This is a genomic window from Aquabacter albus (assembly GCF_040049275.1).
GTDB lineage: Bacteria > Pseudomonadota > Alphaproteobacteria > Rhizobiales > Xanthobacteraceae > Aquabacter.
On sequence record NZ_JBDZDT010000008.1, the window covers coordinates 94,844 to 120,813 of the forward strand.

The 25,970-nt window shown below is 67.0% G+C and carries 21 protein-coding genes; 14 read left to right on the forward strand and 7 right to left on the reverse strand.

Features of this window, described 5'->3' with window-relative positions:
• Positions 1-116 precede the first annotated feature (116 nt).
• Positions 117-1,925 carry a hypothetical protein gene (locus tag ABLE91_RS20695; RefSeq protein ID WP_348933894.1) on the reverse strand — a complete coding sequence of 603 codons (1,809 nt, stop codon included), beginning with the start codon at positions 1,923-1,925 and terminating at the stop codon, positions 117-119.
• A gap of 639 nt (positions 1,926-2,564) precedes the next feature.
• On the opposite strand from ABLE91_RS20695, the gene ABLE91_RS20700 reads away from it, so the two are divergent.
• The 6 genes from ABLE91_RS20700 (at position 2,565) to ABLE91_RS20725 (ending at position 10,457) form a co-directional block, all read left to right on the forward strand.
• On the forward strand, positions 2,565-3,257 hold the full coding sequence (locus ABLE91_RS20700) for a hypothetical protein (protein WP_348933896.1): 693 nt from the start codon (positions 2,565-2,567) through the stop codon (positions 3,255-3,257).
• A complete protein-coding gene (locus ABLE91_RS20705) occupies positions 3,238-3,945 on the forward strand; it encodes a hypothetical protein (RefSeq protein WP_348933897.1) in 708 nt (235 codons plus the stop codon). The genes ABLE91_RS20700 and ABLE91_RS20705 overlap by 20 nt, the downstream gene beginning before the upstream one ends.
• Positions 3,946-3,957: 12 nt before the next feature.
• Complete coding sequence (locus tag ABLE91_RS20710; RefSeq protein ID WP_348933898.1) at positions 3,958-5,262, forward strand: hypothetical protein; 1,305 nt, start codon at positions 3,958-3,960, stop codon at positions 5,260-5,262.
• A gap of 30 nt (positions 5,263-5,292) precedes the next feature.
• A complete protein-coding gene (locus ABLE91_RS20715; RefSeq protein WP_348933899.1) occupies positions 5,293-7,353 on the forward strand; it encodes a hypothetical protein in 2,061 nt (686 codons plus the stop codon).
• Positions 7,354-7,477: 124 nt separating this feature from the next.
• Complete coding sequence (locus ABLE91_RS20720) at positions 7,478-9,583, forward strand: peptidoglycan-binding protein (RefSeq protein ID WP_348933900.1); 2,106 nt, start codon at positions 7,478-7,480, stop codon at positions 9,581-9,583.
• Positions 9,584-9,638: 55 nt separating this feature from the next.
• Positions 9,639-10,457 carry an amidohydrolase family protein gene (locus ABLE91_RS20725; RefSeq protein ID WP_348933902.1) on the forward strand — a complete coding sequence of 273 codons (819 nt, stop codon included), beginning with the start codon at positions 9,639-9,641 and terminating at the stop codon, positions 10,455-10,457.
• Here the strand turns inward: ABLE91_RS20725 and ABLE91_RS20730 are convergent.
• On the reverse strand, positions 10,401-11,774 hold the full coding sequence (locus tag ABLE91_RS20730) for a sigma-54-dependent transcriptional regulator (RefSeq protein WP_348933904.1): 1,374 nt from the start codon (positions 11,772-11,774) through the stop codon (positions 10,401-10,403). The genes ABLE91_RS20725 and ABLE91_RS20730 overlap by 57 nt on opposite strands.
• Before the next feature lie 516 nt (positions 11,775-12,290).
• Here ABLE91_RS20730 and ABLE91_RS20735 point away from each other — a divergent pair.
• Together ABLE91_RS20735 and ABLE91_RS20740 are read left to right on the forward strand one after the other, a co-directional pair.
• Positions 12,291-13,052 carry an SDR family NAD(P)-dependent oxidoreductase gene (locus ABLE91_RS20735; RefSeq protein ID WP_348933906.1) on the forward strand — a complete coding sequence of 254 codons (762 nt, stop codon included), beginning with the start codon at positions 12,291-12,293 and terminating at the stop codon, positions 13,050-13,052.
• 307 nt (positions 13,053-13,359) lie between these two features.
• Positions 13,360-14,892 carry an aldehyde dehydrogenase gene (locus ABLE91_RS20740; RefSeq protein ID WP_348933907.1) on the forward strand — a complete coding sequence of 511 codons (1,533 nt, stop codon included), beginning with the start codon at positions 13,360-13,362 and terminating at the stop codon, positions 14,890-14,892.
• An 82-nt stretch (positions 14,893-14,974) separates the two neighbouring features.
• Here the strand turns inward: ABLE91_RS20740 and ABLE91_RS20745 are convergent, their stop codons facing one another.
• The 4 genes from ABLE91_RS20745 to ABLE91_RS20760 all read right to left on the reverse strand — a co-directional run bounded on the left by ABLE91_RS20745 (position 14,975) and on the right by ABLE91_RS20760 (position 18,790).
• Positions 14,975-15,958 carry a Bug family tripartite tricarboxylate transporter substrate binding protein gene (locus ABLE91_RS20745; RefSeq protein ID WP_348933908.1) on the reverse strand — a complete coding sequence of 328 codons (984 nt, stop codon included), beginning with the start codon at positions 15,956-15,958 and terminating at the stop codon, positions 14,975-14,977.
• Positions 15,959-16,167: 209 nt separating this feature from the next.
• On the reverse strand, positions 16,168-17,028 hold the full coding sequence (locus ABLE91_RS20750; RefSeq protein ID WP_348933910.1) for an amidohydrolase family protein: 861 nt from the start codon (positions 17,026-17,028) through the stop codon (positions 16,168-16,170).
• Between the two features lie 29 nt (positions 17,029-17,057).
• Complete coding sequence (locus ABLE91_RS20755) at positions 17,058-17,741, reverse strand: RraA family protein (RefSeq protein ID WP_348933911.1); 684 nt, start codon at positions 17,739-17,741, stop codon at positions 17,058-17,060.
• Positions 17,742-17,872: 131 nt separating this feature from the next.
• Complete coding sequence (locus ABLE91_RS20760; protein ID WP_348933913.1) at positions 17,873-18,790, reverse strand: LysR family transcriptional regulator; 918 nt, start codon at positions 18,788-18,790, stop codon at positions 17,873-17,875.
• Positions 18,791-19,065: 275 nt separating this feature from the next.
• Between ABLE91_RS20760 and ABLE91_RS20765 the strand changes: the two genes are divergently transcribed.
• The 6 genes from ABLE91_RS20765 (at position 19,066) to ABLE91_RS20790 (ending at position 24,666) form a co-directional block, all read left to right on the forward strand.
• A complete protein-coding gene (locus ABLE91_RS20765) occupies positions 19,066-20,145 on the forward strand; it encodes an Ldh family oxidoreductase (protein ID WP_348933914.1) in 1,080 nt (359 codons plus the stop codon).
• 214 nt (positions 20,146-20,359) lie between these two features.
• Entirely contained in the window at positions 20,360-20,914 is a 555-nt protein-coding gene (locus tag ABLE91_RS20770) for a phosphonopyruvate decarboxylase (protein WP_348933916.1), read from the forward strand.
• 4 nt (positions 20,915-20,918) lie between these two features.
• A complete protein-coding gene (locus ABLE91_RS20775; protein ID WP_348933918.1) occupies positions 20,919-21,521 on the forward strand; it encodes a thiamine pyrophosphate-dependent enzyme in 603 nt (200 codons plus the stop codon).
• Positions 21,522-21,672: 151 nt separating this feature from the next.
• Positions 21,673-22,665 (forward strand): Bug family tripartite tricarboxylate transporter substrate binding protein, encoded by a 993-nt coding sequence (locus tag ABLE91_RS20780; RefSeq protein WP_348933920.1) that lies wholly within the window; start codon positions 21,673-21,675, stop codon positions 22,663-22,665.
• Between the two features lie 158 nt (positions 22,666-22,823).
• Complete coding sequence (locus ABLE91_RS20785; protein ID WP_348933921.1) at positions 22,824-23,630, forward strand: N-acyl homoserine lactonase family protein; 807 nt, start codon at positions 22,824-22,826, stop codon at positions 23,628-23,630.
• A gap of 34 nt (positions 23,631-23,664) precedes the next feature.
• Positions 23,665-24,666, forward strand: a complete 1,002-nt coding sequence (locus ABLE91_RS20790) for a Bug family tripartite tricarboxylate transporter substrate binding protein (RefSeq protein WP_348933923.1) — start codon at positions 23,665-23,667, stop codon at positions 24,664-24,666.
• A gap of 251 nt (positions 24,667-24,917) precedes the next feature.
• Here the strand turns inward: ABLE91_RS20790 and ABLE91_RS20795 are convergent, their stop codons facing one another.
• Positions 24,918-25,886 (reverse strand): Bug family tripartite tricarboxylate transporter substrate binding protein, encoded by a 969-nt coding sequence (locus ABLE91_RS20795; protein WP_348933924.1) that lies wholly within the window; start codon positions 25,884-25,886, stop codon positions 24,918-24,920.
• Positions 25,887-25,970 lie beyond the last annotated feature (84 nt).

Here is a 25,970-nt window from a genome sequence, read left to right on the forward strand (position 1 = left end):
CTGCTGACCATTGGTTCGCGTGTCTCGGCTGAACCTGAGCCCAGGCGGCAGCTAGCGATTGGAAGGCCGCGGGCAATGATTGAGCCATCACCGGACTTTGCAGTGCCGGTCTTGCGTTAGTAGCCGAACAGGAAGTCTCCGGCATCGAGATCGGTAATCGCGATGTTGACGAGAAGGATGCTGGACTCTCCCCGGTCGATGACCACCCCCTCGCTGGTTTCATGGGCGGCCGCGAGCACCTGCTCGAAAGACCTGGTGATGCCGTCGAGAAAGCGAAGATGGTCGATTCCATCCTCGAAATCTTCGATCCGGTCGACGCCGGTTTCGCCGCCCACATAATTGAAGGTATCCGCTCCTTCTCCGCCCCATAACAAGTCCGACCCATTGCCCCCATAGAAATGGTCGTTGCCAGATTCGCCATGGAGGCGATCATTCCCCTCATCCCCATCCAGCCGGTCGCCGCCGGCGCCCCCAAAAGCGAGATCGTCGCCGGCGCCCAGCATGAAATAGTCGCCGGTCAGGGTGACGCCCGGCAGATAACCGAGGCCGGAATCCCCATCGAAGCCATGGACGGTGTCGTTGCCCGCGCCTGAGATTACGGTGATCTGCTCGAATCCTCGCACCGTCGCGCCGCCGGGGAGGATGCCCGAGCCGGCATCGATGGTGAGGTCCTCCGTCTCGGCAGCGTAACTGACCTGGAGCCTGTCGAAGCCCGCGCCGCCATCAAGCTCATCCGCACCACCGCCGCTGATGATCGTATCGTTGCCTTCATGGCCATGAAGGACATCGGCATTTGGCGTGCCCACAAGCCGGTCGCTGCCGGTGGAGCCCTCGATGCTCAATTGCTCGAAGCCGGCCGCTTCGCCCACGATGCCGGTCGTCATTTTCGCCAGGGAGATTTCGCCGGTGCGTGGGTTGAAGCTCACGTCGAAGCCGAGCTCCTCCGTTCCGCCGCCCGGTGCGGGACCCGTGACAGTCTCCGCCGCGCGAAAGTCGAGTATGAGGTGGTCAAATCCCTCACCACCTTCCGCACGGCCGACGCCATTCAGCACGACCTCATCGTCGCCCGCGCCGGCATTGATCCGGTCGTAGCCTTCGCCGCCCCCGCCCATGATGATGTCGTTTCCGGCTGCGCCCGACAGGCGGTTCACACCGGAATCGCCGATGATGTGGTCGTCGTGCGCGCTGCCATACAGGTTCTCCATGGAGACCAGAATGTCGCCCTGCGCGTAGCCCCCGATCTGCGGCGCCATGCGTGTCAGGTCCACATCGATGCCCGTGGGCGAGCCGGTATATTCCGCCGTGTCCGCGCCGCCGCGGCCGTCGATCAGGTCGGCGCCGGTGCCGCCATTGATGACGTTGTCGTGCGCGTCGCCGGCGAGCCGGTCATCATGGCCCGACCCGGTGAGGTCTTCCATATTGGCGAGCACATCTCCCTGCGCATCGCCGCCCGCCTGCGCCCCGGAGCGGGCCAGATCCACATCCACGGAAGCCGGGGAGAAGGCATAGCTTGCGCGGTCACGCAGCCCGTCACCGCCGTCGAGCATATCGGCGCCGCCGCCGCCACGTAGGGTATTGTCGTCCTCATTGCCGATGAGGATGTCATCATGGGCCGAGCCCGTCACATTCTCGATGCTGACGAGCCGGTCGCCCGCCGCCTCACCTCCGCTCTCCTGAGGCCCCGCGAGCCGGAGATCCACCGTCACGCCCGCCTTGGAGGCGAGATAGACGGCCATGTCCCTGCCTTGTCCGCCGTCGAGACTGTCAGCGCCAACCCCGCCCCAGAGCTGATCATCGCCTCCGCCGCCGATCAGACGGTCGTCGCCGGCATAGCCGACAAGCGCATCGTTGCCTGACAGCCCTTCGAGAACATCTGAGGAGGGCGTTCCATAGATGATGCCGTCATCATTGGTCGGTGCGGGCATAAGGAACTTCCATCTGCTCTCTTTGGATGGAGAAGTTTCATGGTTGAAATCGACTATAGTATGACCACATACATCTCCAATATGCTTTGAAATTGTATATAGCATTGAATTACTTTATTATGTAACTGACTTATTTCCGAATGGAAATGATTTCGGGAACAGTGCCGTGAGGCCCTCTTTCTGAGGCGGATTTGCATTGATTTAAGAGTTAGTGGGTCTGCGTCGACTGGACCGCGTCTGCTTGAACGTGCTCATTTGGTTGTGGTGCGTCAGCCTCTCAAAGGAGAGCCCACCCACCATCGACCTTGCTTTCGGCGACAGCCGCTCGCCGGCTCCGGAGGTGTTTCTCAGAGGGAGCGACAAGCTTATCTCGGCCGGGCCAGCTGGAGACCGGTTTCGGGCGCAGGCCGACGCTGCAAAGCCGATCTCAACGCGACACCCCCGGGGCTCGAGGCCCAGCCGATTTCGGCGAAGGACGCTTCGGGGAGGGCCTCATCCGGCGAAGCACGCTTCGTCCAGAGCGACGACGATGCCAGTAAAACGGCAATAAAATCAATCTCCTGAGACTTGGCATGTCGCTTGCGGAAGTCCTTCTGCCCGCCGCGTGAGATCCGCAGCGGAGGGTCGGGAGAATGGCCTATGGCAAGCCGCCTTCTAGCCTACGATCCGGAGCTCGAGACCTTCGAGGGCGAGACCGCGGTCCCGTCGCGGCCTGGCAGCGACACCTTACGCGAGATGGCGCGGGCAACGATGCTCCTGGAGCTGCGCGCGCCCCCCGCCCTGCGCACTTTTCTGCGCGGGGCGGCCCTTGCAGCGGCGCGGGAGGTTGGAGCGCGGGGCGTGCCCGCGGCGCTCACCGCCACGGTCCAGCGGCTTGAAGCCGCCATCGTCGCCGCGCTGAGGGAGACGCCGCCGCGCCGACTTCCCGGACCATTCGGCGCCACCCTCGGCAGCCGCCTCGTCGCCATTGCAGGTTCCCGCCTCGGCCTGGAGCTGGAGGGCCTGAGCCATGAGGACCAGGAATTCCAGGTCGCCCGGCGCCTCGTGCGCTTCGTCGAGGCGGCCCTGCGCGGCGCGGCCCGCGCCGCCGACCCCGATCCGGAGGCGGCCGCACGCCGGGCGCTGGCCGCCGCCGCGGCACGCCTCGCCCCGGGCCTGATCCATCCCCCGCCGCGGCTTCCGGGCAGTGCCCCGACGCCCGCGCGGCAGAGCACCGTCCCGCCCGGTTCCGGGATCCGTCCGCCCGCAGGGGCCGGGCGCGCTCCCTTTCCCCCGCCCGCCGCCGGCGAGGCGATCAACGCAGGAGGCAGACATGCACAACATCGACCGTAACATGCTCGAGTCCAACTATGAGGGCGAGACCTTCGAATCCGAGCAGTTCGAATGGCCCCAGGGCGAAGCCGTCTTCGGCGAGGGCGAAGCATTGTTCGGCGAGTACCAAGGCGAATACCAAAGCGAGGAGGAAGGTGAAGGGGAGTGGGGCTACGAGGTCTTCTCCGAGCAGGAGATGATGGAGCTCGCAGGCGAACTGCTCGAGGTCCAGAGCGAGGAGGAACTCGACCAGTTCCTCGGAAAGCTCATCCGCAGGGCCGGCCGGGCGGTCGGCAGCGCCATCCGCTCCCCCGTCGGCCGCGCCATCGGCGGCGTGCTCAAGGGCGTGGCGAAGAAAGCCCTGCCGCTCGCCGGCGCCGCCCTTGGCACAGCGGTGGGCGGCCCGCTTGGCGGCATGGTCGGGCGCGGGCTCGCCACCGCGGCGGGGTCGGCCCTCGGCCTCGAGCAGGAGATGATGGCGCAGGAGGACCGGGAGTTCGCCGGCGCGACGCAATTCGTCAAGCTCGCCGGCCAGACCGTGCAGCAGGCCGTGGGCGGCGGCGGCGATCCGCGCCAGGCCGCGCAGGCCGCGGCGGTGTCGGCGGCGCGGACCCTCGCGCCGGGCCTCCTCGCGGCGCGGCGCAGCAGCGGGAGCCAGTCCGGCCGCTGGGTCCGGCGCGGCACCCGTATCGTCCTGCTCGGCGTGTAGGCGGGCACCGCCATGGCCCTCTCACCCCTCGCCCGCTCGATGCTGCGGCAGGAGGCTCGCGCTCTGCGCGGGCGCCTGGCGCGGATCAAGCCCTTCGCGCTCCAGGAGACGATGCTGCCGGCTGCGGCCCTGCTGCCGCGCGCGCAGAGCGCCGTCGAGCGGTTCCTCGTCTCGGGGCGGCGCGAGCTGCGCGGCCTGATCGAGGGCTATCTCGCCTGGCTCGACGGGCCGGCGGGGGGCGCGGCCACGCCGGAGGAGGCGCATCGCCGCTTCGTGCTGCTGCGGCTGCGCTTCAACGTCGTGCTGACCCAGTTCGACCTGTTCGCGGACGTCATCACCCAGCGCAGCGAGGCGGAGACGGGGGTGTGGCTCGGCGGCCTCGACGTGCTGGCGGGCGACGCCCTCGCATTGCCCGATGTCTATGAGGCGCCGCCGATCGTCTGCTATCTCGACCGCGACTTCGGCGCCGCCATCCGGCGCGCGCGCACCCGCCTGCCAGGTGGTGGCGACAACCCGGTGGCGATCGTGCGCATGCCGCGCGAGCGCATGGTGGGCAGCGGCATCGCCTCGTCGCTGGTGCACGAGGTGGGGCACCAGGCGGCCTCGCTCCTCGATCTCGTGCCCTCGCTACGCACGTCGCTGCAGCAACGGCAGGGGGGCGGCCAGGCGGAGCGCCTCGCCTGGGGCCTGTGGGAGCGCTGGATCTCCGAGATCGTCGCCGACCTCTGGTCGGTGGCGCGGGTGGGGGTCGTCTCCACCATCGGCCTGATGGCGGTGGTGGCCCTGCCGCGCCCCTTCGTCTTCCGGCTCAACCTCGACGATCCCCATCCCATGCCGTGGCTGCGCGTCAAGCTCAGCGCGGCGATGGGCGAGGCGCTCTATCCCCATCCGCAATGGCGGCACCTCGCCGCCCTGTGGGAAAGCTACTATCCGCGGGCAGGCGTCCCGCCCCAGGTGGCCGCAGTGATCGACGCCGTCGAGGGCGCAATGCCCGCCTTCGTCGCGCTGCTCGTCGACCACCGCCCGCTCCGCCTGCGCGGCGCCTCGCTCCGCGAGGCGTTGGAACTCGGGCCGCGCCAGCCCACGCAGCTCACCGCGCTCTGGCGGGCCTGGAACGCCGCGCCGGCGGGCCTCTACCGCGCCCGCCCGGCGCTTGTCCTCGCCGTGCTCGGCCAGGCGCGCGCCGATGGCCAGCTCGACCCCGACGACGAGGTGGCGCTCATCGCCAAGCTACTGACCTTCTGGACGGTGCGGGCGACCGTGAACACCACGGCCCTCTGCGCCGAGGCCGGCGCGCCGCCCGCCCTGGCCGCCTGATCCTGAAACCGCATGCGATAGGAGAAGACGATGGCCAACACATCTTCCAAATATTTCCGCGTCCTCTTTCGCGACGAGGAGGCGCCGAACCAGCTCGTCGCGCCAGGCGACACGCTGCCGATCCAGGTGGAGTTCACCGCGCCGCGCGGCACGAAGCCCGAGGAGTGGGAATTGACGCTCGACACGCCGAGCCTTCCCGATGGCATTTCCGTCGTCTCGCACCCGACCCAGATCGACGAGACGACCCGCGTGATCAGGCGCACCGCGTCCTGGACGTTTCCAAAGAACAGCGCCCCCGTCCAGCTCGAGGTGAAGGCACGCGCGGAGCACCCGCGAACCGGTGAGGTGACAAACGAGGTTCCGGTCTTCCTGGTGCAGAACCTCTACGAGAAACTCCAGGTGACGTACGTGGACGAAAAGGCGAGCGACCGCCTTGAACTCCCGCTTGGCTCCTATGTCCGGATCCGCCATCCCGGGTTCGCCGGCGGGTTCGAAGCCCACACTTTCACGCCCGTCTGGAAAGGCTTCGAGTCCTCCGAGCCCGTGCCCTCGGATGCAGAGCCCGACGCCTTCTTCTTCCCCATGCCCGCGCAACCCATGCTGCTCACACTCTTACTCTATCTGGGAGAAGCCAGTCCGCTCTACTTCAGGGGCGACGACACGTTCAGCGCCCAGGCGGACATCGAGCCTCCCGCCAAGCAGAAACCACCCGGCGAGGTGGTGCGGGTGGCATTGCAGCGGACCGGCGCCGTGATGACCCGGGACGCGATCGTCAACAGCGCGATCCGCGCCTCCGCCCAGGCGATGTCGGGCAGCCGGTACTTCCAGTTCATCGACCGCGTGTTCTGCAGCGATGATGCCATCGGCTCCCCGGCGGCGGCCGGCTTCATGGAACTGCGTCAGCAGTCCCGCCGGACCGACGCCTTCATCGGCGGGGTCAACGCCTACGACATGTTGAAGGTCGCCACGCAGGTCTTCCTCCTGATGAATTGCGGCGTTGCCCTCGATCCCAAGGCGTTCGAAGACACGGCTGACGAGGACGGGACCCGGCTCGGCGAATATGTCAGCCCCCAGGACCTCTCGGCACGGATCTCGGACTATCTCGGCCTGACGGGTGGCCGCCTGCCCTACATCCAGCGAATCATCGACACGGCCTTCTCGGATCGCGACGGGAAGAGCGGTGGCCTCCTGTGCCACGGCCTCATCGCCTCGCGCATCGATGCGCCCTGCCTCGTCGAGCTCATCTGGTCGTACTGGCACGAGGAGGGCATGCTGGTGCAGACCCTCAACGCCATCAGCCGGCGCTTTCAGAACGTGCGGGCGCCAAATGGGCGCGACCCGCTCGCGCATCTGGAGATCGACCCGCTGCGGCCGCTCAACGGCGTGCTGTGGGGCTATATCCAGGACGAGCAGAACCGCCTCTCGGTCCAGCGCCGGGCCTATGAGTATGATCATCAGTACGGGCTGCCGATCTATGGCCGCGCCGTGCCGAGCCTGCGCCCCGCCGACAGCCGCTCCAAGTTCCTGGAGGCGTTCCACAACCTCCTGCACCGCACCTACATCTTCTACAAGGAGGACAACGACACGACGGTGATCGCCGACGGCTATCCCCTGCTCAACTCGCTGAAGGAGGTGCACCTCATCCTCGCGCAGGGCGCCCACAACCAGTTCGGCGACCTGCCCTGGACCGCCCGGGTCGAGATGCTGATGCAGCAATGGATCCTGGCGCGCCCAGAGATGCGCGACTTCCTCCAGAGCCGGCCCATGGTGCCCTATGCCGAGCGCTGGATGCCCGCCGTGGATACGATGAAGACCCTCCAGGGCTGGTCCGACGTCACGGTGACGCATTTCCGAGACCTCGGCGTCTATGGCGAGCAGATCCTGACATCCGTGCGCTGGGGCGACTGGATCGGCATCAACGACGAGAACGCGGCCAAGAGCTGGGCCCGCTACTGGCGCCCGGAGATCCAGGGCTACATCCATGCCTACCGCGCCGCGACCGGCGCTGATCTCAGCAATCCCGACGGGGTCGACTTCACCCCCCCCGCCGTGCACCTGCGCAAGCGCCTGGCGCTTCAGCGCGCCCGCTGACCCGCCCCGCGGGCCGCCCGCACCACCGGGCGGCCCAAGCTCCCGGCGGGCATTGCCCGCCGCTTATTCCTCCTGACCCGGCTCGCCCGCAGGGGCTCGCAGCCGTACCGGATGAGGTTGCGCCATGGCCAACATCGATCAGTTCGAGATGATCCCCTTCCTCGGCGAGACCGAAGGCGAGGGCGAATGGGCCTCCGAATTCCAAGAGGAAAGCGAGGTCCGCCGCGGCCCTTCCCGGCCAGCGTTCCGGACGGGGAGCGGCCCGCGCCGGGCCTATCGCCCGAGCGCCCTGCCCAATCGGCGCCCGGCACCAAAGGCGCCGCCCGCGTCCCGGATGCGGGCTCCGCGTCCCCTACCGGGGATCAAACCGCCGGCCCCGAGCGCCCGGACCAAACCGCGCCTGCCCAAGCCGCGCCCCCCGGTAGGCCTGCCGCCGATCAGGCCGCCCGGCTCGGACGTTCAGCCCCCGCGCCCGCCGCTTCCCGTCCGGCGACCCTATCCGGGGCCGACGCGCACCTGGATCGGAGGCGCCGCGCCTGCCGTCGACGGGGTCGAAGGGCCGAGCGAGCTGGCGCGCTGGACGCAGAGTTGCATCAACCGCACGCTCGGCCTGTCCCTGCCGATCACGGGACTGTTCGACCCCGAGACCCGTGACGCGGTGCGCCGCTTCCAGGCACGGGAGAAGCTGCCGGTCGACGGCATCATGGGGCCGCCGACCCAGGCGGCGCTTGGCACCGCGTGCGCTCGCGGGACCGGCGGCGCGCCTGCCGAAGGCGGGAACGGCGGGGCCGAGCCGCCGGCGGATGGCGGGACCGACACGCCGCCCCCGGGTGATGCCTCGCCGGAGCAAGGCGAGTTGTCTCACAGAGGTGGCGGCTGCGGCTGTGCCAAATGCCGCCAGCGGGCGACCCAGGGCGAATTCGCCTTCGTCGGCGAAGGCGAAACCTTCGAGGCGATGCCCCTCGGCACGGCATTCGAGGGCGAGCTCTTCGAGGGAGAACTTTTCGAAGGGGAGCTCTTCGAAGGCGAGGCCTGGCAGGGCGAGACATCCCGCGCCGCCCCGTCCCGCTTTGGGGCGTCGAAGCCCTGCGCCATGATCCCCGTCGATTGCCCGCCGCCCGGGCGGCCCGCTTTGCTGCTCGACCGCTTCCGCTTCGACAACAGCGCCCTCGACCCCGTCCGGCACGGGCGGCCGATCAAGGAACTCGCCGCACGCATCCTCGCCTCGCAGCGCTCGGGGCGGCCGATCCGGTCGGTGACTATCGCCGGCCATACGGACGCAGCCGGCGACGACAACTACAATTTCGCTTTGGCGCGCCGCCGCGCGCAGGCGGTGGCCCAGGCCCTGTGCGCCGCGCTCGAGGCGGGGCGGGGTGGCGCGACGCGCGGCTTCACGGTGCGCCTGACCTCCTGCGGCGAGCGCCAGACCAAGGGCACCCCCGAACTGAGCCGGCGCGTCGAGATCTTCCTGCCGGCGCCCGGGGCCGTGCCGGGGCGGCGCAACCCGCCCGACACGACGACTTGCGGTGTGCCGCGCGGCGGCTTCCGGAGCGAGCTAGCGGAAGAAAACGAGTGGTTCGGCGAGGTGCGCACCCCGCCGCGCCGGCCAGGCACCGCCCAGGCCGTGAAGCCGGCCCTTTGCTTCTTCCAGAACGCATCCGAGACCTCGCACCGCAACCATTTCAACCATCAGGCCACGCGCTGGGCCGGCCACATCCGGGCGCAGGCCGCGCCCACGGCATCGAACTGCGTCAAGCGGGTCGGCGGCACGGCCTATAGCACCGGCGCCGACATCATCGGCACGATCCAGGCGGCGCGGGCCTGCCAGAAGAAGCGCATCGAGGCGATCCACATCTTCAGCCATAGCGGTTCGTACGGCGTGTTCGGCGCCCGCTCGGGCGCGGCGGTGGGCCTCTATCGCGACGGCGTCGATGCCGCTTCGCGGGCACAGGGCGCGAGGGTCGTGACCGATATCCCGACGGGCGCGCTCGCCGAGAACGTTGTCGTGGTCCTCCACGGCTGCAACGCCGCGGCAGGCCCGGACAGCGTCGCAAAGGCGCTCTTCCGGCACCTGGCGGCACATCTGCGCAATCCCCGGGTCTTCGGCCATCCCAACAGCGGCTGCGCCGGACGGGACAATAGCTGGCGCGAATTCTCCCGCGCCGCCCCTGGCGGGCGGGCCGTGCGCTCCATCGCACCTGTCTACCAGGGCAAGGGCGGCTGTAGCTGACGGAACCCCGTGGGCGGCGTCCGACGCCGCCCACCCGTCTCTCGGGAGAGGGCCAATGATCATCGACTGCCATTGCCATGCGGGCACGGGCGACGGCCTGACCGGGCCCTGGGACACGGCGGCCCCGATCACCCGCCACCTCCAGCGCGCGACGGAGGCCGGCATCGACCGCACCGTGATCTTCGCCGCCTTTCATTCCGACTACGGCCGGGCCAACGCCGAGGTGGCGCGCATCGTCGCGAGCCGGCCCGACCGGCTCCTCGGCTTCGCCTTCGTGCATGCAGCGCGCGACAGCGGGCGCATCCTCGACCTCGTGCACGTCGCCGTGGAGCGCTACGGTTTCGTCGGCATCAAGGCCCACCGTTACGACGCGCGCCTGTCGCGCGAGATCTGCGAGGTGGCCCGCCGCTTCCGCATTCCGGTCCTGTACGATCCCATCGGCGAGATCTCCATGGCCGAGCTGGTGGCGCAGGAATATCCCGACGTCGACTTCATCCTGCCCCATCTCGGCAGCTTCTCCGACGATTGGCGCGCCCAGCACGGGCTCATCGACCATCTGGTGCGCCACCCCAACATCTATGCCGACACCTCGGGCGTGCGCCGCTTCGATATCCTGGAGGAGGCGGTGGCACGGGCGGGGGCACGCAAGATCCTGTTCGGGTCCGACGGGCCCTGGCTGCATCCGGGGCTGGAGCTCGCCAAGGTGCGGGCGCTCAAGCTCGCCCCTGCGGACGAGGCCGCCGTGCTCGGCGGCAACCTGATGCGGCTCCTTGCCAAGCGCACGCGCCGGCGCGGCGCGCCGCCCGTGCGCCACGTGTCACCCCCGCCCCCCGCCCGGCGCGATCCTTGGCTCCTCGCAGGGGTCGAGGGCTGAGACGTGGCCCGGCGCTCCCGCCCGCCAGGCCGCCCGGCGCATCTGCAGGGCACGATCGGTCACATGAAGCATGCGCGCCGCAGCCTGCAGGTTCCCGTTCCCCCGACGGATGGCGATGCGCATGGCGGTGTCGGCCGCGAGCTGGCTGATCTCCTTGAGCCCAACCCCAAGCGACACGGCCTGCTCGATCGCGCCCTCGAAACCCGCCTCGCGCCAGACGGCGGCGGACCCCGCCCCGCTCTCGCGCTCATCCGGCGGCAGCGACCCCACCGTGATCGGTCCCGGGCCCACATGGCGGCTGCTGATGCGCGCCATGAGCTGGCGCAGGTCGCGCACGTTGCCGGGATAGGTGCGGGTGAGGAGGTGCTCGGTCACGGCCGGATCAAAGCACGCCCCGGCGAGCGCCGGCTGGAGCTGGGCGAGGAAGTGCCGGGCGAGCGGCAGGATGTCGTCCCGGCGCTCGCGCAGGGGCGGTACCCGGAACACCCAGCCGGCGATGCGGAAATAGAGGTCCTGGCGGAACTGGCCCACATCGATGCGCGCCGAGAGGTCGCGGTGGGTCGCCGAGACCAGACGGAAGCGGCTGTGGCGCCAGGTGTCGCTGCCCACGCGCTTGTAGGTGCCCTCCTGCACGACGCGCAGGAGCTGGGCCTGAAGAGCAAGGGGCAGATCGCCCACTTCGTCGAGGAAGAGTGTGCCCTCGTGCGCGATCGCAAAGGCACCGTCGCGGCACGCATGCGCGCCGGTGAAGGCCCCGCGCTCGTGGCCGAACAGCTCACTGCCCGCGAGCTCCGGCACGATGGTGGTGCAGTCGACGACGGCAAGGGCGCCGCGTTCGGCACTCTCGTTGAGTTCGTGAACGAGGCGTCCAACCAGCTCCTTCCCGGTTCCGCTCTCACCGAGCAGCAGCACGGGTGCCTGGGTGAAATGCGCCACCTCGACGACCCCGCGCAGCAACATCCGCCAGGCGGGGCTTCCGCCGATCGCGGCCCGGCGCACGGCGGGAGAGCCCATCAAGGCGTCGACGGTGGCCCACCGCTCCAGCCGGGCTCGGACGCGAACCGCGAGGTCCGCCGCCGGCCCCGCAAGCACGTCTGCCGCACCGGCCGCCAGGAGGCGCCAATGCGCGCCGCTGTCGAGCGGACGGGTGCCGCACGACAAGGCGATAACCCGCCGCTCGCTGCCCTCGGTCATCCGGTGCACAGCGTCGAGCAGGTTGTCGTCGATTGCGGTGAAGCCCACGAGGGTGTCCGCATCGCGCTCGTGGATACCGGGCGTGGCCGCGACGCTGTGCGCCGTGAGTGCTTCGAGCAGCACGGCCTGTTCCGATCTTGGCACAGGCCCGATGAACGTGACCGAAGGACAGCATTCCATGATGTGCCCCCAAACCTATTGGTTCGGCGCAATCAATGCTCCATCGTCGAATGGCCCGGAGCGGGTCCAAATTCTCCAGGACACGACGCGTGGGGGCCGCGCGGAGCCATCCTGGGCTGGCGCGACGCGAATAGGACGTCCACGAAGGGCAGGAAAGCCCCCTCCGCTAGGTCCCGTCTACGCAGAACATTTTTAAGGAGGATACCTTGACCCCTTGGTGTTTTGTCCTCCACCGAAAGGTGGATCTCCAAACTAGAGTGGGGTCTGGATTCCGATCAGCATCGCAAGTGCTTAAACTAAAGCGTTAGACGGAATCACACTTCGACACCGATCCACACGTCAGCCCTGGCCGCGCATTGCCGAGCCGCAGGACCCCCCTTGTTCTGGGCCCTTAAACGGAGCGTTACCTCTTCTCGCGCATCGATGTGCAAGCGGACAAAAAAGACGGGTGGAAACGCGATGCGTCACGAAGGCAAGGTTGCGCTGGTCACGGGCGGTTCTCAGGGAATAGGCGAGGCGATCTGCCGGCGCCTTGCGGCGGAAGGAGCCACCGTCTACGTCATTGCAAGCTCGGATATCGCCAAGGCGCAGGCCGTCTGCGACAGCATCCGGTCTTCGGGCGCGAAGGCGCAGGCGGCCACCGCCGATGTCTCCAAGGCAGAGGAGCTGGCGGCGCTTGCGCAGCGCGTGGCCCATAAGTTTGGAACTCTGGACATCCTGGTCAATTCGGCCGGCGTCTTCTACCCGACGCCCGTGGGAACGCCCGCATCCGAGGTCGACCGCATGATCGACATCAATCTGAAGGGCACCATCTTCGCCATCACCGCCTTCTCCCCCCTGCTCTCCCAGGGCGGCGGCAAGATCGTGAACCTTTCGTCCTGCGCCGGCATGATGGGCCTGCGAACCTATTCGGTCTATTGCGCGACCAAGGCCGCAATCGCGATGCTGACCCGCTCCCTTGCCCTGGAGCTGGCGCCGCTGGGGATCAACGTGAACGCCATTGCACCGGGAAACACCGCAACGCCCATCAATGAGGATATCCGCACGCGACCGGACCTTGCGCCTTTCCTGAACGCCATGGCGGAGAAGACCCCGAGTGGCCGAACCTATTCCGACCCGCAGGACATTGCGGCGCTGGCATCTTTCCTCTCGAGCGATGAAGCAAAGGCGATGCATGGCTCGACCATCCTGATCGACGAGGGATTCACCGCCGGGATGTGACCACTTGACTGAGCGAGGTGCAGGACTGCAACCACGCGATGAGTGCTCGTGTTCGTTACGGCACGGATGCTATGGATCGCGTCTTTCCCCAGATCCGTCTGGCGTCGTGTGCCTCGCCGGAGATGTCCGCCGCCATGGCTCAAATTTCGGCGAACTTCGCAAGGCGCGATTGGGCCTGACGCTGCCACACGATGCATCGGACTTGGATCATAGCTGTTATGGCTCTCCGGCCCGTTACGCGCGGCTCAGGAGAACGCTAGCGTCCGCTTCTTCAGAATTGCAGGCTGGCCACGCGCGGAGTGGAAGAATGAACGTGAGACCTGAGGAGCAACTCGCCGGCTCCAACGAGCGCCGATCGAAGCACAAGCACAGAACCTACGCGCATTACATCAATGGGCGCAGCGTTCCGCCGGCTTCCGGGGAGTATTTCACAAGCTATGATCCGTTCAATGGCGAAGCCTGGGCTGAGGTCGCGCGTGGAACGGCGGTGGATGTGGACATTGCGGTGGAAGCCGCCCGCAAGGCCTTTCCCGCCTGGCGCGCCATGACCCCGACCGCGCGCGGCCGCTTGCTGCTTCGCCTCGCCGATCTCATCGAGGAGAAGGCGGAATTCCTCGCCGAGATCGAGGTGCGGGACAACGGCAAGCTGTTCGCCGAAATGTCCGCCCAGACCCGCTACATGGCGGGCTGGTACCGTTATTTCGGTGGCCTTGCCGACAAGATCGAGGGCTCGGTGGTGGCGTCCGACAAGGTTGGGCATTTCAACTTCACCCGCCACGAGCCGCTCGGCGTCATCGCCATGATCACGCCCTGGAATTCGCCCCTGCTTCTGCTCGCTTGGAAGCTGCCTGCGGCGCTGGCGGCGGGGAATACGGCGGTGATCAAGCCTTCCGAATTCACTTCCGCCTCCACCATCGAGTTCATGTCCCTGTTCAAGGAAGCGGGCTTTCCGGACGGCGTGGTGAATGCGCTCACCGGGTTCGGCGCCGAGGTGGGGGCACCGCTGGTGGCCCATAAGAGCATCGCCAAGATCGCCTTCACCGGCTCCGACGAATCCGGCCAGCGCATCTATGAGCAGGCGGCGCGAAACCTGAAGCCGGTCTCGCTGGAACTGGGCGGAAAGTCGCCCAACATCGTGTTCGAGGATTCCAAGCTCGATTCGGCGGTGATGGGCGTTGTCTCCGGCATCTTCGCCGCCACCGGGCAGACGTGCATCGCCGGCTCGCGCCTCCTGGTGCAGCGCTCCATCCATGATGTGTTCATGGATAAGCTCCTGGCGGTCGCGAAGGGCGCGCGCATCGGCGACCCCATGGACCTCGCGACCAATGTCGGGCCGGTCACCACCCCGCCTCAATTCGAAAAGGTCCGCACTTATATCGAGATCGCGCGCGCTGAAGGCGCCCGGTGCGTGCATGGCGGCGGCCCCGTCGACGTGCCGGGAGGGACGGGCAACCAGTTCATCGCCCCCACCATCTTCACCGGGGTGGACAATTCCATGCGCATCGCCCGCGAGGAGGTGTTCGGCCCCATCCTCTCCGTGATCCCCTTCGACGACGAGGAGGATGCGTTGCGCATCGCCAATGACAGCGAGTTCGGTCTCGCCGCCGGCGTTTGGACCAGCGACATGGGCCGCATGCTTCGTATGTCCGAGGCGCTGGAAGCGGGAACGGTGTGGGTGAACACCTATCGCGCCGTGTCCTTCACCTCGCCTTTCGGCGGCTACAAGCGCAGCGGGCTCGGCCGTGAAAGCGGCATGGAATCCATCCGGGAATTCCTGCAGACTAAGTCGGTCTGGGTGGCGACCCAGATGGACGTGCAGAACCCCTTCATCATCCGGTAGCCCGAACCCGATCCACCGGACCGGCGCCCCCAAGGCTCCGGTCCGGGAAAACTGGCTCCGCTCCGGCCGGAACGCGGCCCGCTCAGAGCTTGAGGTTGGCGTCGGCGACGATGGTGCCGAACTTCTTCGCCTCGCTCTTCACGAAGCCCCGGAACGCGGCCACGCTCAGGGGGCGCGGCAGGATGCCCTGGACCATCAGCTTGTCCACCAGCTCCTGGTTTCCGAGCGCCGCGACCACGACGGCGTTGAGCTTCTCGACGATGGGATCGGGGGTGCCGGCCGGCGCGAACATGCCGAACCAGTTCAGCACCTCATAGCCGGACAGCTCCGGCCCCGCCTCGGCGAGCGGCAGGACATCCGGGAGCTGTGGCATGCGCTCCAGGGACGTCACCGCCACCGCCTTCACCTTGCCAGCCTTGATGTAGGGCAAGGCGGCGCCGATGCTGCTGAAGCTCATGGTCACGATGCCGGTGGCCACGTCCGCGACCGCGGGGTTCGAGCCGCGATAGGGAACCTGGAGGATGTCGGTGCCGGCCATCTTGTTCAGCAGCTCGCCTGCGAGGTGCTGCGGATTGCCCAGACCGCCGTGCGAGAAGGAGAGTTTGCCCTTGTTGGCGCGGGCATAGGCCACGAACTGCGCCGGAGTGTTTACGGGGCTGTCGGCGGCCATCACGACGATGCAGGGGACGATGCCGACCAGCGCGACGGGAGCCAGTTCCCTCAGCGGGTCGTAGGTCATCTGGTCCTTGTAGAGGGACTGATTGACCGCGACCTCGCCTGAGGCGGCCATGAGCAGCGTGTATCCGTCCGGCACCGCCTTCGCCACCGCGCGCGCCGCGATCATGCCGGCCGCGCCGGGCCGGTTGTCGACGATCACCGGCTGGCCGAGGGCGGTTTTCAGCGCGTCGGCGACGAAGCGGCCCACGATGTCCACGCCGCCGCCGGCCGCGTAGCCCACCATCATGGTGATCGCCTGAGAGGGATAGGGCGCCTGGGCGAAGGCCGCCTTCGGGCCGGCCAGCATCGCCCCGCCCGTCATGGCGAGCAGGTTTCGGCGTGTGATCATCCTGAGTTCCTCCCGGCAGCCTTGGTTTTTATGCCAATGTAGAGGAAGCTCCCGCCGGGGGCAGTTTACGGCGCATATAACAGCTATGACGTCGCGATCTTTGCGCTGGAACAGAACTCAGATGATCTTGCGGTGAAGCAATTCTCCCGGAGCCTCGATATTTGTGATTGGATGCCGTCGCGCGCGGCATCTGAGGCAGGCGCTTACTTTCAGAAGGCGTAGAGGCGCGCGGGATTTTCCGCGAGGATGAGCCTCCATTCCTCCTCGCTCCCGCACCAGCCCCGCAGCAGGTCGAGCTGCGCCACGTCGTCGATCTTCTCGTACGGCGCGATCTCGGTGCGTGAGCCATCCGCTCTGCGGGTGGTGTGGGGCCAGTCGGTGCCCCAAACCATGCGGTCCCGGCCGGCCGCGATCAGCGCCCGCGCCAGCGGCGCGACGTCGGATCGGTCCTCGCGGGAGGAGACGTGGCGTGCGCCGGAGAGCTTCACATAGACGTTGCCGCCGCGCACCAGATCGAGCAGTTCGGGAAGGCCCGGCTGGTCCAGGCCGGCCGCGGCGCTGGCCCGGCCAAAATGGTCGATCACCACCTTCACCGGAAGCTTCGCGAGCTGCGGCGCAAGGGCGGCGATGACCGAGAGGCCGGCATAGACTTGGATGTGCCAGCCGAGCCGCGCGAGCCTTTCGGAAAGCGGCCCGATCAGATCCGCCGCAACCTTGGGGTCGCGGTTGCGGCTGGTCTCCAGATTGACCCGCACGCCCCGGACGCCGAGGCCGTGGAGCCGGTCGAGCTCAGCATCGGGCACATCCGGCTTCAGCACCGCGACGCCGCGTCCGCTATCCCCGAGGCGGACGAGGCCGTCCAGCATGCAGGTATTGTCGGTGCCGTAGAAGCTGGCCTGGATCAGCACGGTGCGGCTGATGCCCAGCAGCCGGCGATGGGCAAGGAGGTCGTCCACCGAGGCGATGCCCGCGGTGTAGACCCGGTCCGGGTCCATGGGATAGTCGGCCTGGGCGCCCACCACGTGGTTGTGGCAATCGCAGGCACCGCTGGGCATGGCAAAGGCGGTCATCGGGGTATCCGGGCTGGTCGATGCGGGAATCAGGGGCGCGTGGAAAAGTCCGGCACCGCGTGGCCGGAACTGATCTGCTGGCTCGTCTTGGTCTCGGCGGATGCGATGCGCAGGGCGACTTTCAGCACCTCCTCGGCCTGCGCCGCGGGGATGAAGCAGACCCCCACCGCATCCGCGAGCACGAGATCACCCGGCGCCACCTTGATGCCGAGGATCTCCACCGGCTCGTTGATATGCGCGGTACGCAGCCGCCACTTGCCGGTGACGGGCGTCACGCCCCGCGACCAGATGGGATAGCCGATGCCCTTGGAATGCTCGATGTCGCGGGTCGAGCCGTCGGTCACCATGCCGATCTCGCCCTGGCGCTGGCCGAGGCTCGCCTGAAGACTGCCCATGCTGGAGACGCCCAGCACGCCTTGGATGACCAAGACGTCACCCGGTGTCGCCATGGCATGCACCTTGTTGAGGGCGATCTGCGTCTTGCCTCCGAGCGCCGCCGCCTTGACGTCGATGCCCGTGATTTCCTCGTTCCGGACCGTCAGAGCCGGGCCGGCGATGCGCGCGTGGGGCAGGCTCGGCTGGAGGATGGCGGAGGGCACGGCGCCCACGACGCCCACCTCGTCCATAGCGTCGGAGGCGGTGCCGGTGAGGTCCGGCAGGCTCAGGAAGCCGGAGATGACGGCGTCGAGATTCGGGAGACGATGGGACGACATGCGCTTCCTCCGATCCTGAGGCCTCACGGTGTGAAGCCTCGCATTCTTGGGGTCAGAAGTGGCGCCATCGGGAATCCGGCGGAACCTTGGATGGAGTCATATCAGCTATGCCGTGACCCGATCCGGCCCGCTCAGTTCGCCTCCACCAAAGGCGGGGAGGTCATGGTCTTCTGCATGACGCTCTTGAGCAGCCGCACCAATTCGTTCAGCGAGGATGCGGACAGCCGCGCCGGGCATGTGGCGAGCACGAGGCGCCGCTTCACCTCGGGCTCGACAAGCTGCGCGACCTGGAGCACGCCGCGCTCCAGCTCCGCCTGAACCGCCGCATAAGGCAATACGCTGTAGCCGTGGCCGGCCTCCATCAGAAGGCGGATGGAATTGAAGGCATCCGCCTCGATCCTCACGTTGAGACGTATCCCTGCCTGGGCGGCCACCACCTCGACAAGCAAACGCAGCCCCTCGAGGGGGCCGGGCAAAATAAGGGGCAAACGCTCAAGTTCAGAGACGGGAACAGTCGGCGGAAGGCGCGGCGCCTTCGCCGACGCCACGAGATACATGGTTTCCTCGCAGAGCTGCTCGGTGGACAGCAGGGGCATCATGACCGTGTCGTAGAATATGGCGACATCGAGCCTGCGCGCCATGAGCCATTCCACGATCGGTGCGCTTGTGCCTTCAAGAAGGTGCAAGTGAATGTGGCCGTACTGCTCATAGATGGCACTGGTCAGGGGACCGAGCATCGTGCGGCCGAGCGTCGTCGGCATCGCGATGGTGGCGCTCGTGAGGCTGGCAGGCCCATAGCTGCGCGCTTCGCTCTCGGCCTGCGCCAGCTCGTCAAGAATGCGCCGCGCCCGGGGCAGCAGCCGACGGCCGCTTTCTGTGAGAACCACCCCGCGGCCGGTGCGGTGGAACAGCGGCGAGCCGAGCCCATTTTCCAAATCGCGGATTTCCCGGCTCAATATGGGCTGGGCGCGGTGCAGGGCGATGGCGGCCCGCGAGAGGCTGCCGGCCTCCGCAATGGCGACGAAGAGTTCAAGCTGCTTCGAATTCAAGCCGTTTCCCCTTCGTGATGCCGGCGCCTGCAAGGGCGCGATCCGCGAAGCATTGGGCACGGATCATGTCCGTTCGCCCTGTCGGATCACAGAATGGGAATAGGAAACAGCCTGTCGGCGTCTGAATAGCTGATATTCGAATCCGCCACATGCCCGCTCGATCGGCGAAACATTTAGCATCTCACACGCTGGCCGGGGTTTTTCGCCCGGTCCCTCTTCTTCAATCAACGAGGCTTCCACACGCAGCCCGGAAGCCCATATGAGAGGAAACGATGATGCGTTTCAAGCCGAAGACCCTCCAGGACATCCTTGAAGCGATCTTCAAGGGTGCCGGCAGCAACGCGGCCGAGGCGGAGATCATCGCCGGCCATCTCGTGGACGCCTCTCTTTCAGGCCACGATTCCCATGGGCCGATCCGGGCGCTGGCCTACATCAAGGCGGTGAAGAAGAACGAGCTGATCCCCAACGCGCAGCCTACCGTGCTGTTCTCCACCGACACCATCGCCACCCTGGAGGGCAATCACGGCTACGGCCAGGTGATCGCGCGGGCTGCCACAGACCTCGGCATCGAGAAGGCCAAGAAGAGTGGCCTCGCCATGATCACGGTGCGCAATGCGGGACATATCGGCCGGCTGGGCGCCTGGGCGGAGCGCGCCGCCGCTGCCGGCCAGGCGACGCTCACCTTCGTCAACGCCGCGCGTCCCGGCGGCGCGCAGCTGGCGCCGTTCGGCGGCACCGACCGCCGGCTGAATGCCGGCCCCATCTGCTTCGGCATGCCGTCCGCCGAGGGCAAGCCCGTGGTGCTGGATGTCTCCACGGCCTCGGTCGCCATGGGCAAGATCCGGCTCGCCCGGAACAAGAAGGAGAAGCTGCGCGAGCCCTGCATCGTCGATGGCAACGGCAATCTGAGCGACGATCCCGAAGCGCTCTACGGGCCGCCTCCCGGAGCCGTGCTGCCGTTCGGCGGCCATAAGGGCTCGGGCCTGTGCATGTTCACGGATTTGTTCGCGGGCCTGCTCTCCGGGGCCGGCGCCGACTACGAGGGCCCGCCCTGCGAGTGGTACCCCATCAACAACATGATGGTGCTCCACATCGACGTGGGTACCTTCGCGGACTTCGGGGCGGTCTCGGAGCAGCTCGGCGCCTATGCGGCGTGGGTGAAGAAGTCCCCGCCCCAGACGCCGGGCGGCGAGGTGCTCATGCCCGGCGAATACGAGCGCCTGTCGCGCGAGAAGCGCGGCGCGGGCCTGATCGAGGTGGACGACACCACCTGGAAGCAGGTGATGGAAGCCGCCGATCTCGCCGGCGTGCCGCGCGAGACCATCGATAGCCTGATGGGCAGCGCGGCGGCCTGAGGGCCATCCGCGCGCGCCGGCAGCTGCTGCCGACGGCCGTTGCGGTCATAGCTGTTATGGGCGCCCGCCGCGTTCTGGTCGTGGCCGCCGGACGCTAACGTCGCTTCATCAATTCGCAACGGCGTGTGGGGCGGGCCCCCGCCCGCCGCGAGAGACAACGGGCACTTACGGCGCGGATGCCGCGACCGGCCATCTTCATCCCTGGAGTACATGTATGAACGCATTGGTCAACGCCGAGCATGCGTCCGCCGCGGCCGACTGGCCGGACCGGATCTATGACCTGCTCATCAGCCACGACATCCGGCAGGTGGCATACGTCCCGGATTCGGGCCATTCGCGCCTGATCCGCCGCTGCCATGAGAATGCGGACCTCAAGGTCACCCGCCTCGCCACCGAGGAGGAGGGGATGGGCCTTCTCACCGGCGCCTGGCTCGGCGGCGAGCGCGGCGTGGTGCTGATGCAGAGTTCCGGCGTCGGCAACTGCATCAACCTGCTCTCGCTCAGCATCATGCACCGCATTCCCATGGCGATGATCGTCACCATGCGGGGCGATTTCGGCGAATTCAATCCCGCCCAGGTCCCCATGGGACAGGCCACCCAGACGGTGCTCGAGGCCATGGGCACGCTGGTCTACCGCGCGGACAAGCCGGAGGACGTGGCGCCCACCGTGGACGCCACCCTGCGCTTCGCCTTCAACACCTATCGCCCCACCGCGACGCTGATCGGCCAGAGGATCATCGGCGCCAAGGTCTTCGGAAAGAAGGGCTGACCCCATGACGACGCAAACCCCAACCCTGCTGCGCCGCCGCGAGGTCGTCGGAGCACTGCTCGCCGACCGCGGCGATCTTGTGGTGATCGCCGGCCTCGGTGCGCCCGCGTGGGACATCACGGCAGCCGGCGACGCGCCGCGCAACCTCCCGCTCTGGGGCGGCATGGGCTCGGCGGCCATGATCGGGCTCGGCCTCGCCCTCGCCCAACCTGATGTGCCTGTGCTCGTGGTGACCGGCGACGGCGAGATGCTGATGGGCCTCTCCTCGCTCGCCACCATCTCGGTGAAGCGCCCGCCCAACCTGTCCATCGTCGTGCTCGACAACGAGCATTATGGCGAGACCGGCGGGCAGACGACCCATACCCATTTCGGGGTCGATCTCACGGGGATGGCGGCGGCGGCGGGCATCGCGCGCACGCCCCAGGTCCAATCCATGGCCGATGTCGAGACGCTCCGCAAAGCCATCCACGACAAGTCGGGCACCCTGTTCACCGCGGTGAAGGTGGATCCCGAAACCTTGCCCCTCGTGCTGCCCCCCCGCGAGGCGGTCATTCTCCAGACCCGGATGCGGGAATCCCTGCTCGGGCCGCAAGCGCTCCTGGTCTGACAGGGGGCGGGGCGCAGGATCACAGCGGTGCCCCGCCCCACCCGATTTTCGCGCGTTCAAGACCCGCGCCGCCTGGCGGCGCGGCAATGCCTCTCTACGGCCCAAAGAAGGTCGAAGCAAACAGCCGCAACGCCCCAGGAGAAACGCCGCCATGTCTCATGTCATTGGTAGATGCAGCCTTATCGCCTCGGCCTTTGCCGCCCTGGTTCTGCTCGCAGGCGCACCGGCCCTCGCCGCGGGCTTCCCCGACCGGACGGTCACGATCATCGTTCCGTTCACCGCCGGCGGCGGGCTCGACACCATCGCCCGCATGGTGGGCGAGCAGCTGAACAAGGCCTGGCAGCAACCGGTGGTGGTGGAGAACCTGCCGGGCGCCAACGGCTTGATCGCCACCTCCCGCGTGGCCCGTTCCACGCCGGACGGCTACACCTTCATGATCGCGGGCGCCGGCGAGGTGGCGGTCAATCCCACCCTGATGAAGGGCAAGCTCACCTACGACCCCGTGGATGGGCTCACGCCACTCGCCTTCGCGGCGCGCATCCCCAACGTGGTCGTGGTGAGCAAGGACAGGAAGATCGCATCCTTCCAGGACTTCCTCGCCTACGCCAAGGCCAATCCGGGCAAGGTCACCTATGCGACCGGCGGCGTCGGCAACACCCAGCATCTTGCGGGCGGGCTGATCAGCGAGAAGCTGGGCGTGAGCCTCCTTCCCATCCCCTATAAGGGGGCCGCGCAGCAGGTCACGGACGTGATCGGCGGGCATGTGGACGCGACGCTCGCGAGCTACGCCGTCGTGCAGCCTTTCATCTCCGAGGGGCGCCTCGTTCCGCTCGCCGTTTCCTCGGCGGAGCGGCTGCCGGCGCTGCCCAATGTTCCGGCTATCGCCGAAACGCCGGGCCTTGCCGGCTTCGATGTCATCAATTGGTTCGGCTTCCTCGCGCCCGGCGGCACGCCGGAGCCGATCGTCAACGCGCTCCACGACGCTCTGACCAAGGCTCTGGAGAATCCCGCCGTGCAGGAGCGCATGAAATCCCTCGGCGCCTACTATGTCCGGATGACGCCGACAGAATTCAAGGCCTTCATAAAGGAAGAGACCGCGAAGTTCGCGGACATCGTTCAGAAATCCGGCATCACAGTCGAATAGATCCCCGCCCTCGCGAGGGTCGCCGCAGGCTCCGGTGCCCGACGTCATCGCGGGCTCGCTCATCCTGCGAAATGTGCCGTCGAAAGAATGCTGCGTAGGCACGCCGTGCCCGCGTGCACGACGGTTTCTTCGAAAGAAAAGCTCGACCGAGGAAGACCATGCCCGACGCGTTGCCCGAATACGACCTGTTCGCCATCCGCTATGCCATGCGCAATGCGCAGCGGCGGGATCATTTCATGGGCGGCGACCCTCACGAGGGTCCCATGCCCATGGATTATTTCCTCTGGGTGGCGAAGTCGCCGGAGCGGACCTTCGTCATCGACTGCGGCTTCACCAAGGAGGTGGCCGACAAGCGCAAGCGCACCTTCCTGCGCGATCCCATCGACGCCCTGAAGCTGGTGGGCGTCGATGCGGACGAGGTGAAGGACGTCATCATCAGCCACCTCCATTACGACCATGTCGGAAACTTCCATCGCTTCCCGCTCGCGCAATTCCATCTCCAGGAGCCGGAGATGCACTACGCCACGGGCCGCTACATGCGCTATCCGCGCCTGTCGCACTCCTTCGAGGTGGAGGACATCTGCGGCATCGTCCGGCTGAACTTCCAGCAGCGGGTGCTGTTCTACAATTCCTCCGCCGAGCTGGCCCCGGGCATCACTGTCCATCTGGCCGGCGGGCATTCCGCCGGGCTCCAGTTCGTGCGCGTCCACACGAAGCGCGGCTGGGTGGTGCTGGCCATCGACGTCTCGCACTTCTACGAGAACATGGAGAGCAACCGGCCCTTCCCCACCGCCTTTCACGTGGGCGAGATGCTGGAAGGCTTCGACGCGCTGCGCGCCCTCGCGCCCTCCCCCGCCCATATCGTGCCCGGCCACGACCCTCTGGTCATGAGCCGCTATCCCGCCCCGAGCCCGGAGCTTGAAGGCATCGTGGCGCGCCTCGACGTGCCGCCGAATGTGAGTTGAGCAATCAAACAATCAAAACAGAGAGGAAACGCCAATGCCATCCGTGTCGTCCACCACCAAGCGTCTACTAGCCGCGGCTCTCGCGGTCGGATGCCTCTTCGCCGCCGGCCCCGGCAGGGCCGACACTTATCCGTCCCGCCCGATCACCCTGGTGGTGCCCTTCGTCCCCGGCGTGCCCATAGACCTCGCGGCCCGGCGCCTCGGCCAGGCGCTCACCGAGATCCTGCGCCAGCCGGTGGTGATCGAGAACCGCCCCGGTGCAGGTGGCATTCCCGGCTCCACCTATGTGTCGAAGGCGACGCCCGATGGCTACACGCTGCTCGCCGCCACCCAGAGCACCCACGCCATCAATGTGGGCCTCTACAAGTCCCTGCCTTACGACCCCATCAAGGACTTCACCCCCATCTCGCGCATCAGCACTGCGCCCAACGTGCTGGTGGTCAATCCCGGCCTGAAAGTGAAGACGCTCGCCGAGCTGATCGCGCTTGCCAAGAAGCGCGCTGCGGAGGGCAAGCCCCTCACCTTCGCTTCCGGCGGCAACGGAACCACCTCCCACATTGCCCCCGAGCTGCTGAAGCAGGCGGCCGGCATCGACCTTGTCCATATTCCCTACAAGGGCTCGTCCCAGGGCGTAATGGACGTGATCAGCGGCCAGGTGGATATGGTCTTCGGGCCCATCGCGGTGGTGCGCGGCTTCGTGGACAAGGGAGCGCTCGACGCCCTCGTCATCACCTCGGACAAGCGCTCGCCGCTCATGCCGCAGGTGCCGACCGTCGATGAGGCCGGCCTCAAGAGCGCGGAGATGTCGGTCTGGATGGCGATCTACGCCCCGCCCGGCACACCGGAACCCATCATCGCCATTCTGTCCAAAGCCATCAACGAGGCTGGTGAGGTCAAATCGCTGAAGGAGGGCTTCATCGCCGATGGCAGCGACGTGGTCACCGACAAGTCTCCGGCCGATTTCGTCAAGTTCAACAAGGAAGAGATCGACCGATGGGTGAAGGTGGTCAAGGCTTCCGGCGCGACCGTCGATTGACCCGAACTATTTGACCGGGCGCTGGCCAAGCGTCTGGCATGTCCGCAAGCGCGGCATGCGGTGCACCTTGGCGCGGCGCCCGGCGGGCGGCACAACGGCTCTGGTCGCTCGACTTCGTCAGCGACCAGTTCACAGGCGGATAGCGCTTCGTATCCTCACCGTCGTGGATAATTGCACGCTTGAATGTATCGGCTCGATGGCCGTCACCTCACTGGTGCCGAAATCGCAATGCGGCGTTCAACTACGACCGCTCAAGGCTGATAATTGATCTGCTTGCAGACCTCTCCCCACTTCTCGATATCGTGGGCCAGCAGCTTATCGAATTCCGCAGTTGTCGTGACGAATGGCTCGGCCCCTTGCTTCTCGAGCACGGAGCGGAATTCTTCGGACTTGGCGATGCCGCTGACGTCGGCGGCGATCTTCGTAACGAGCGCAGGGTCCATCTTGGCAGGACCGAGCACACCCCACCAGTGGGTGACGTCGAAACCGGGAACGCCCGATTCCGCAATGGTCGGCACAGTGGGAGCGACGTTGGACCTGGTTCCACCCGTCACGGCCAAAGCCCGGAGCGTCCCTGAATTGACGTAGCCAATCGCTGAAGGGATCGAGGCGACAGTGCTGTCGATCTGTCCGGCGACGACGTCCGTCAGCGCCTGCGCAGCGCCCTTATACGGCACATTCCGGATCTTCACATTCGCATCGATCTTCAGCATCTCGGCAATGAGATGATTGGAAGATCCCGTCACGGCCCCATACATGAGCTGGTCCGGATCTTTACGGGCGAGCTCGATGAATTCCTGGAACGTCTTCACCGGAAGCTTGGAGTTTACGACAATCATGAAGCCCGCGCGTGCTGCCGTCGCGATTGGAGTGAAATCGCGCAGGGCGTCGAAGCCGGGATTTGCAACGACATAGGGAAGCAGCGCATGGGCGCCTTCATAGGTGAATAATAGAGTATATCCGTCCGGCGTGGCCTGGGCCACGCGGCGCGTACCAATTGCAGCCGCCGCGCCGACGATATTCTCCACGACGACCGGCTGTTTCCATCTCTCGCTCAACATCGTCGCGAGAGTCCTGCCGATAACATCTGTAGACCCACCGGGCGCATGGGGCACAATCAATCTGACTGCTCGGCTCGGGTAGGTTTCAGCATGCGCGAGCTGCGCGAAAACAACAGAGACCCCGACAATACAGGCCTTCAGGAAAGCATTGTATTTCATTTATGTCCCTCCCCGGTGTTCTTTTGTGAGCTAGCCGCAACGCATTGAATGCACGCGCGGCCACAGCATGTGGGTCCGACACGT

What these genes read in the sequence shown, in the direction of transcription:
- ABLE91_RS20695 (WP_348933894.1), bottom strand. Translation starts at nt 1,925, where the DNA reads ATGCCCGCACCGACCAATGATGACGGCATCATCTATGGAACGCCCTCC.
- ABLE91_RS20700 (WP_348933896.1), top strand. Translation starts at nt 2,565, where the DNA reads ATGGCAAGCCGCCTTCTAGCCTACGATCCGGAGCTCGAGACCTTCGAG.
- ABLE91_RS20705 (WP_348933897.1), top strand. Translation starts at nt 3,238, where the DNA reads ATGCACAACATCGACCGTAACATGCTCGAGTCCAACTATGAGGGCGAG.
- ABLE91_RS20710 (WP_348933898.1), top strand. Translation starts at nt 3,958, where the DNA reads ATGGCCCTCTCACCCCTCGCCCGCTCGATGCTGCGGCAGGAGGCTCGC.
- ABLE91_RS20715 (WP_348933899.1), top strand. Translation starts at nt 5,293, where the DNA reads ATGGCCAACACATCTTCCAAATATTTCCGCGTCCTCTTTCGCGACGAG.
- ABLE91_RS20720 (WP_348933900.1), top strand. Translation starts at nt 7,478, where the DNA reads ATGGCCAACATCGATCAGTTCGAGATGATCCCCTTCCTCGGCGAGACC.
- ABLE91_RS20725 (WP_348933902.1), top strand. Translation starts at nt 9,639, where the DNA reads ATGATCATCGACTGCCATTGCCATGCGGGCACGGGCGACGGCCTGACC.
- ABLE91_RS20735 (WP_348933906.1), top strand. Translation starts at nt 12,291, where the DNA reads ATGCGTCACGAAGGCAAGGTTGCGCTGGTCACGGGCGGTTCTCAGGGA.
- ABLE91_RS20740 (WP_348933907.1), top strand. Translation starts at nt 13,360, where the DNA reads ATGAACGTGAGACCTGAGGAGCAACTCGCCGGCTCCAACGAGCGCCGA.
- ABLE91_RS20745 (WP_348933908.1), bottom strand. Translation starts at nt 15,958, where the DNA reads ATGATCACACGCCGAAACCTGCTCGCCATGACGGGCGGGGCGATGCTG.
- ABLE91_RS20750 (WP_348933910.1), bottom strand. Translation starts at nt 17,028, where the DNA reads ATGACCGCCTTTGCCATGCCCAGCGGTGCCTGCGATTGCCACAACCAC.
- ABLE91_RS20755 (WP_348933911.1), bottom strand. Translation starts at nt 17,741, where the DNA reads ATGTCGTCCCATCGTCTCCCGAATCTCGACGCCGTCATCTCCGGCTTC.
- ABLE91_RS20765 (WP_348933914.1), top strand. Translation starts at nt 19,066, where the DNA reads ATGCGTTTCAAGCCGAAGACCCTCCAGGACATCCTTGAAGCGATCTTC.
- ABLE91_RS20770 (WP_348933916.1), top strand. Translation starts at nt 20,360, where the DNA reads ATGAACGCATTGGTCAACGCCGAGCATGCGTCCGCCGCGGCCGACTGG.
- ABLE91_RS20775 (WP_348933918.1), top strand. Translation starts at nt 20,919, where the DNA reads ATGACGACGCAAACCCCAACCCTGCTGCGCCGCCGCGAGGTCGTCGGA.
- ABLE91_RS20780 (WP_348933920.1), top strand. Translation starts at nt 21,673, where the DNA reads ATGTCTCATGTCATTGGTAGATGCAGCCTTATCGCCTCGGCCTTTGCC.
- ABLE91_RS20785 (WP_348933921.1), top strand. Translation starts at nt 22,824, where the DNA reads ATGCCCGACGCGTTGCCCGAATACGACCTGTTCGCCATCCGCTATGCC.
- ABLE91_RS20790 (WP_348933923.1), top strand. Translation starts at nt 23,665, where the DNA reads ATGCCATCCGTGTCGTCCACCACCAAGCGTCTACTAGCCGCGGCTCTC.
- ABLE91_RS20795 (WP_348933924.1), bottom strand. Translation starts at nt 25,886, where the DNA reads ATGAAATACAATGCTTTCCTGAAGGCCTGTATTGTCGGGGTCTCTGTT.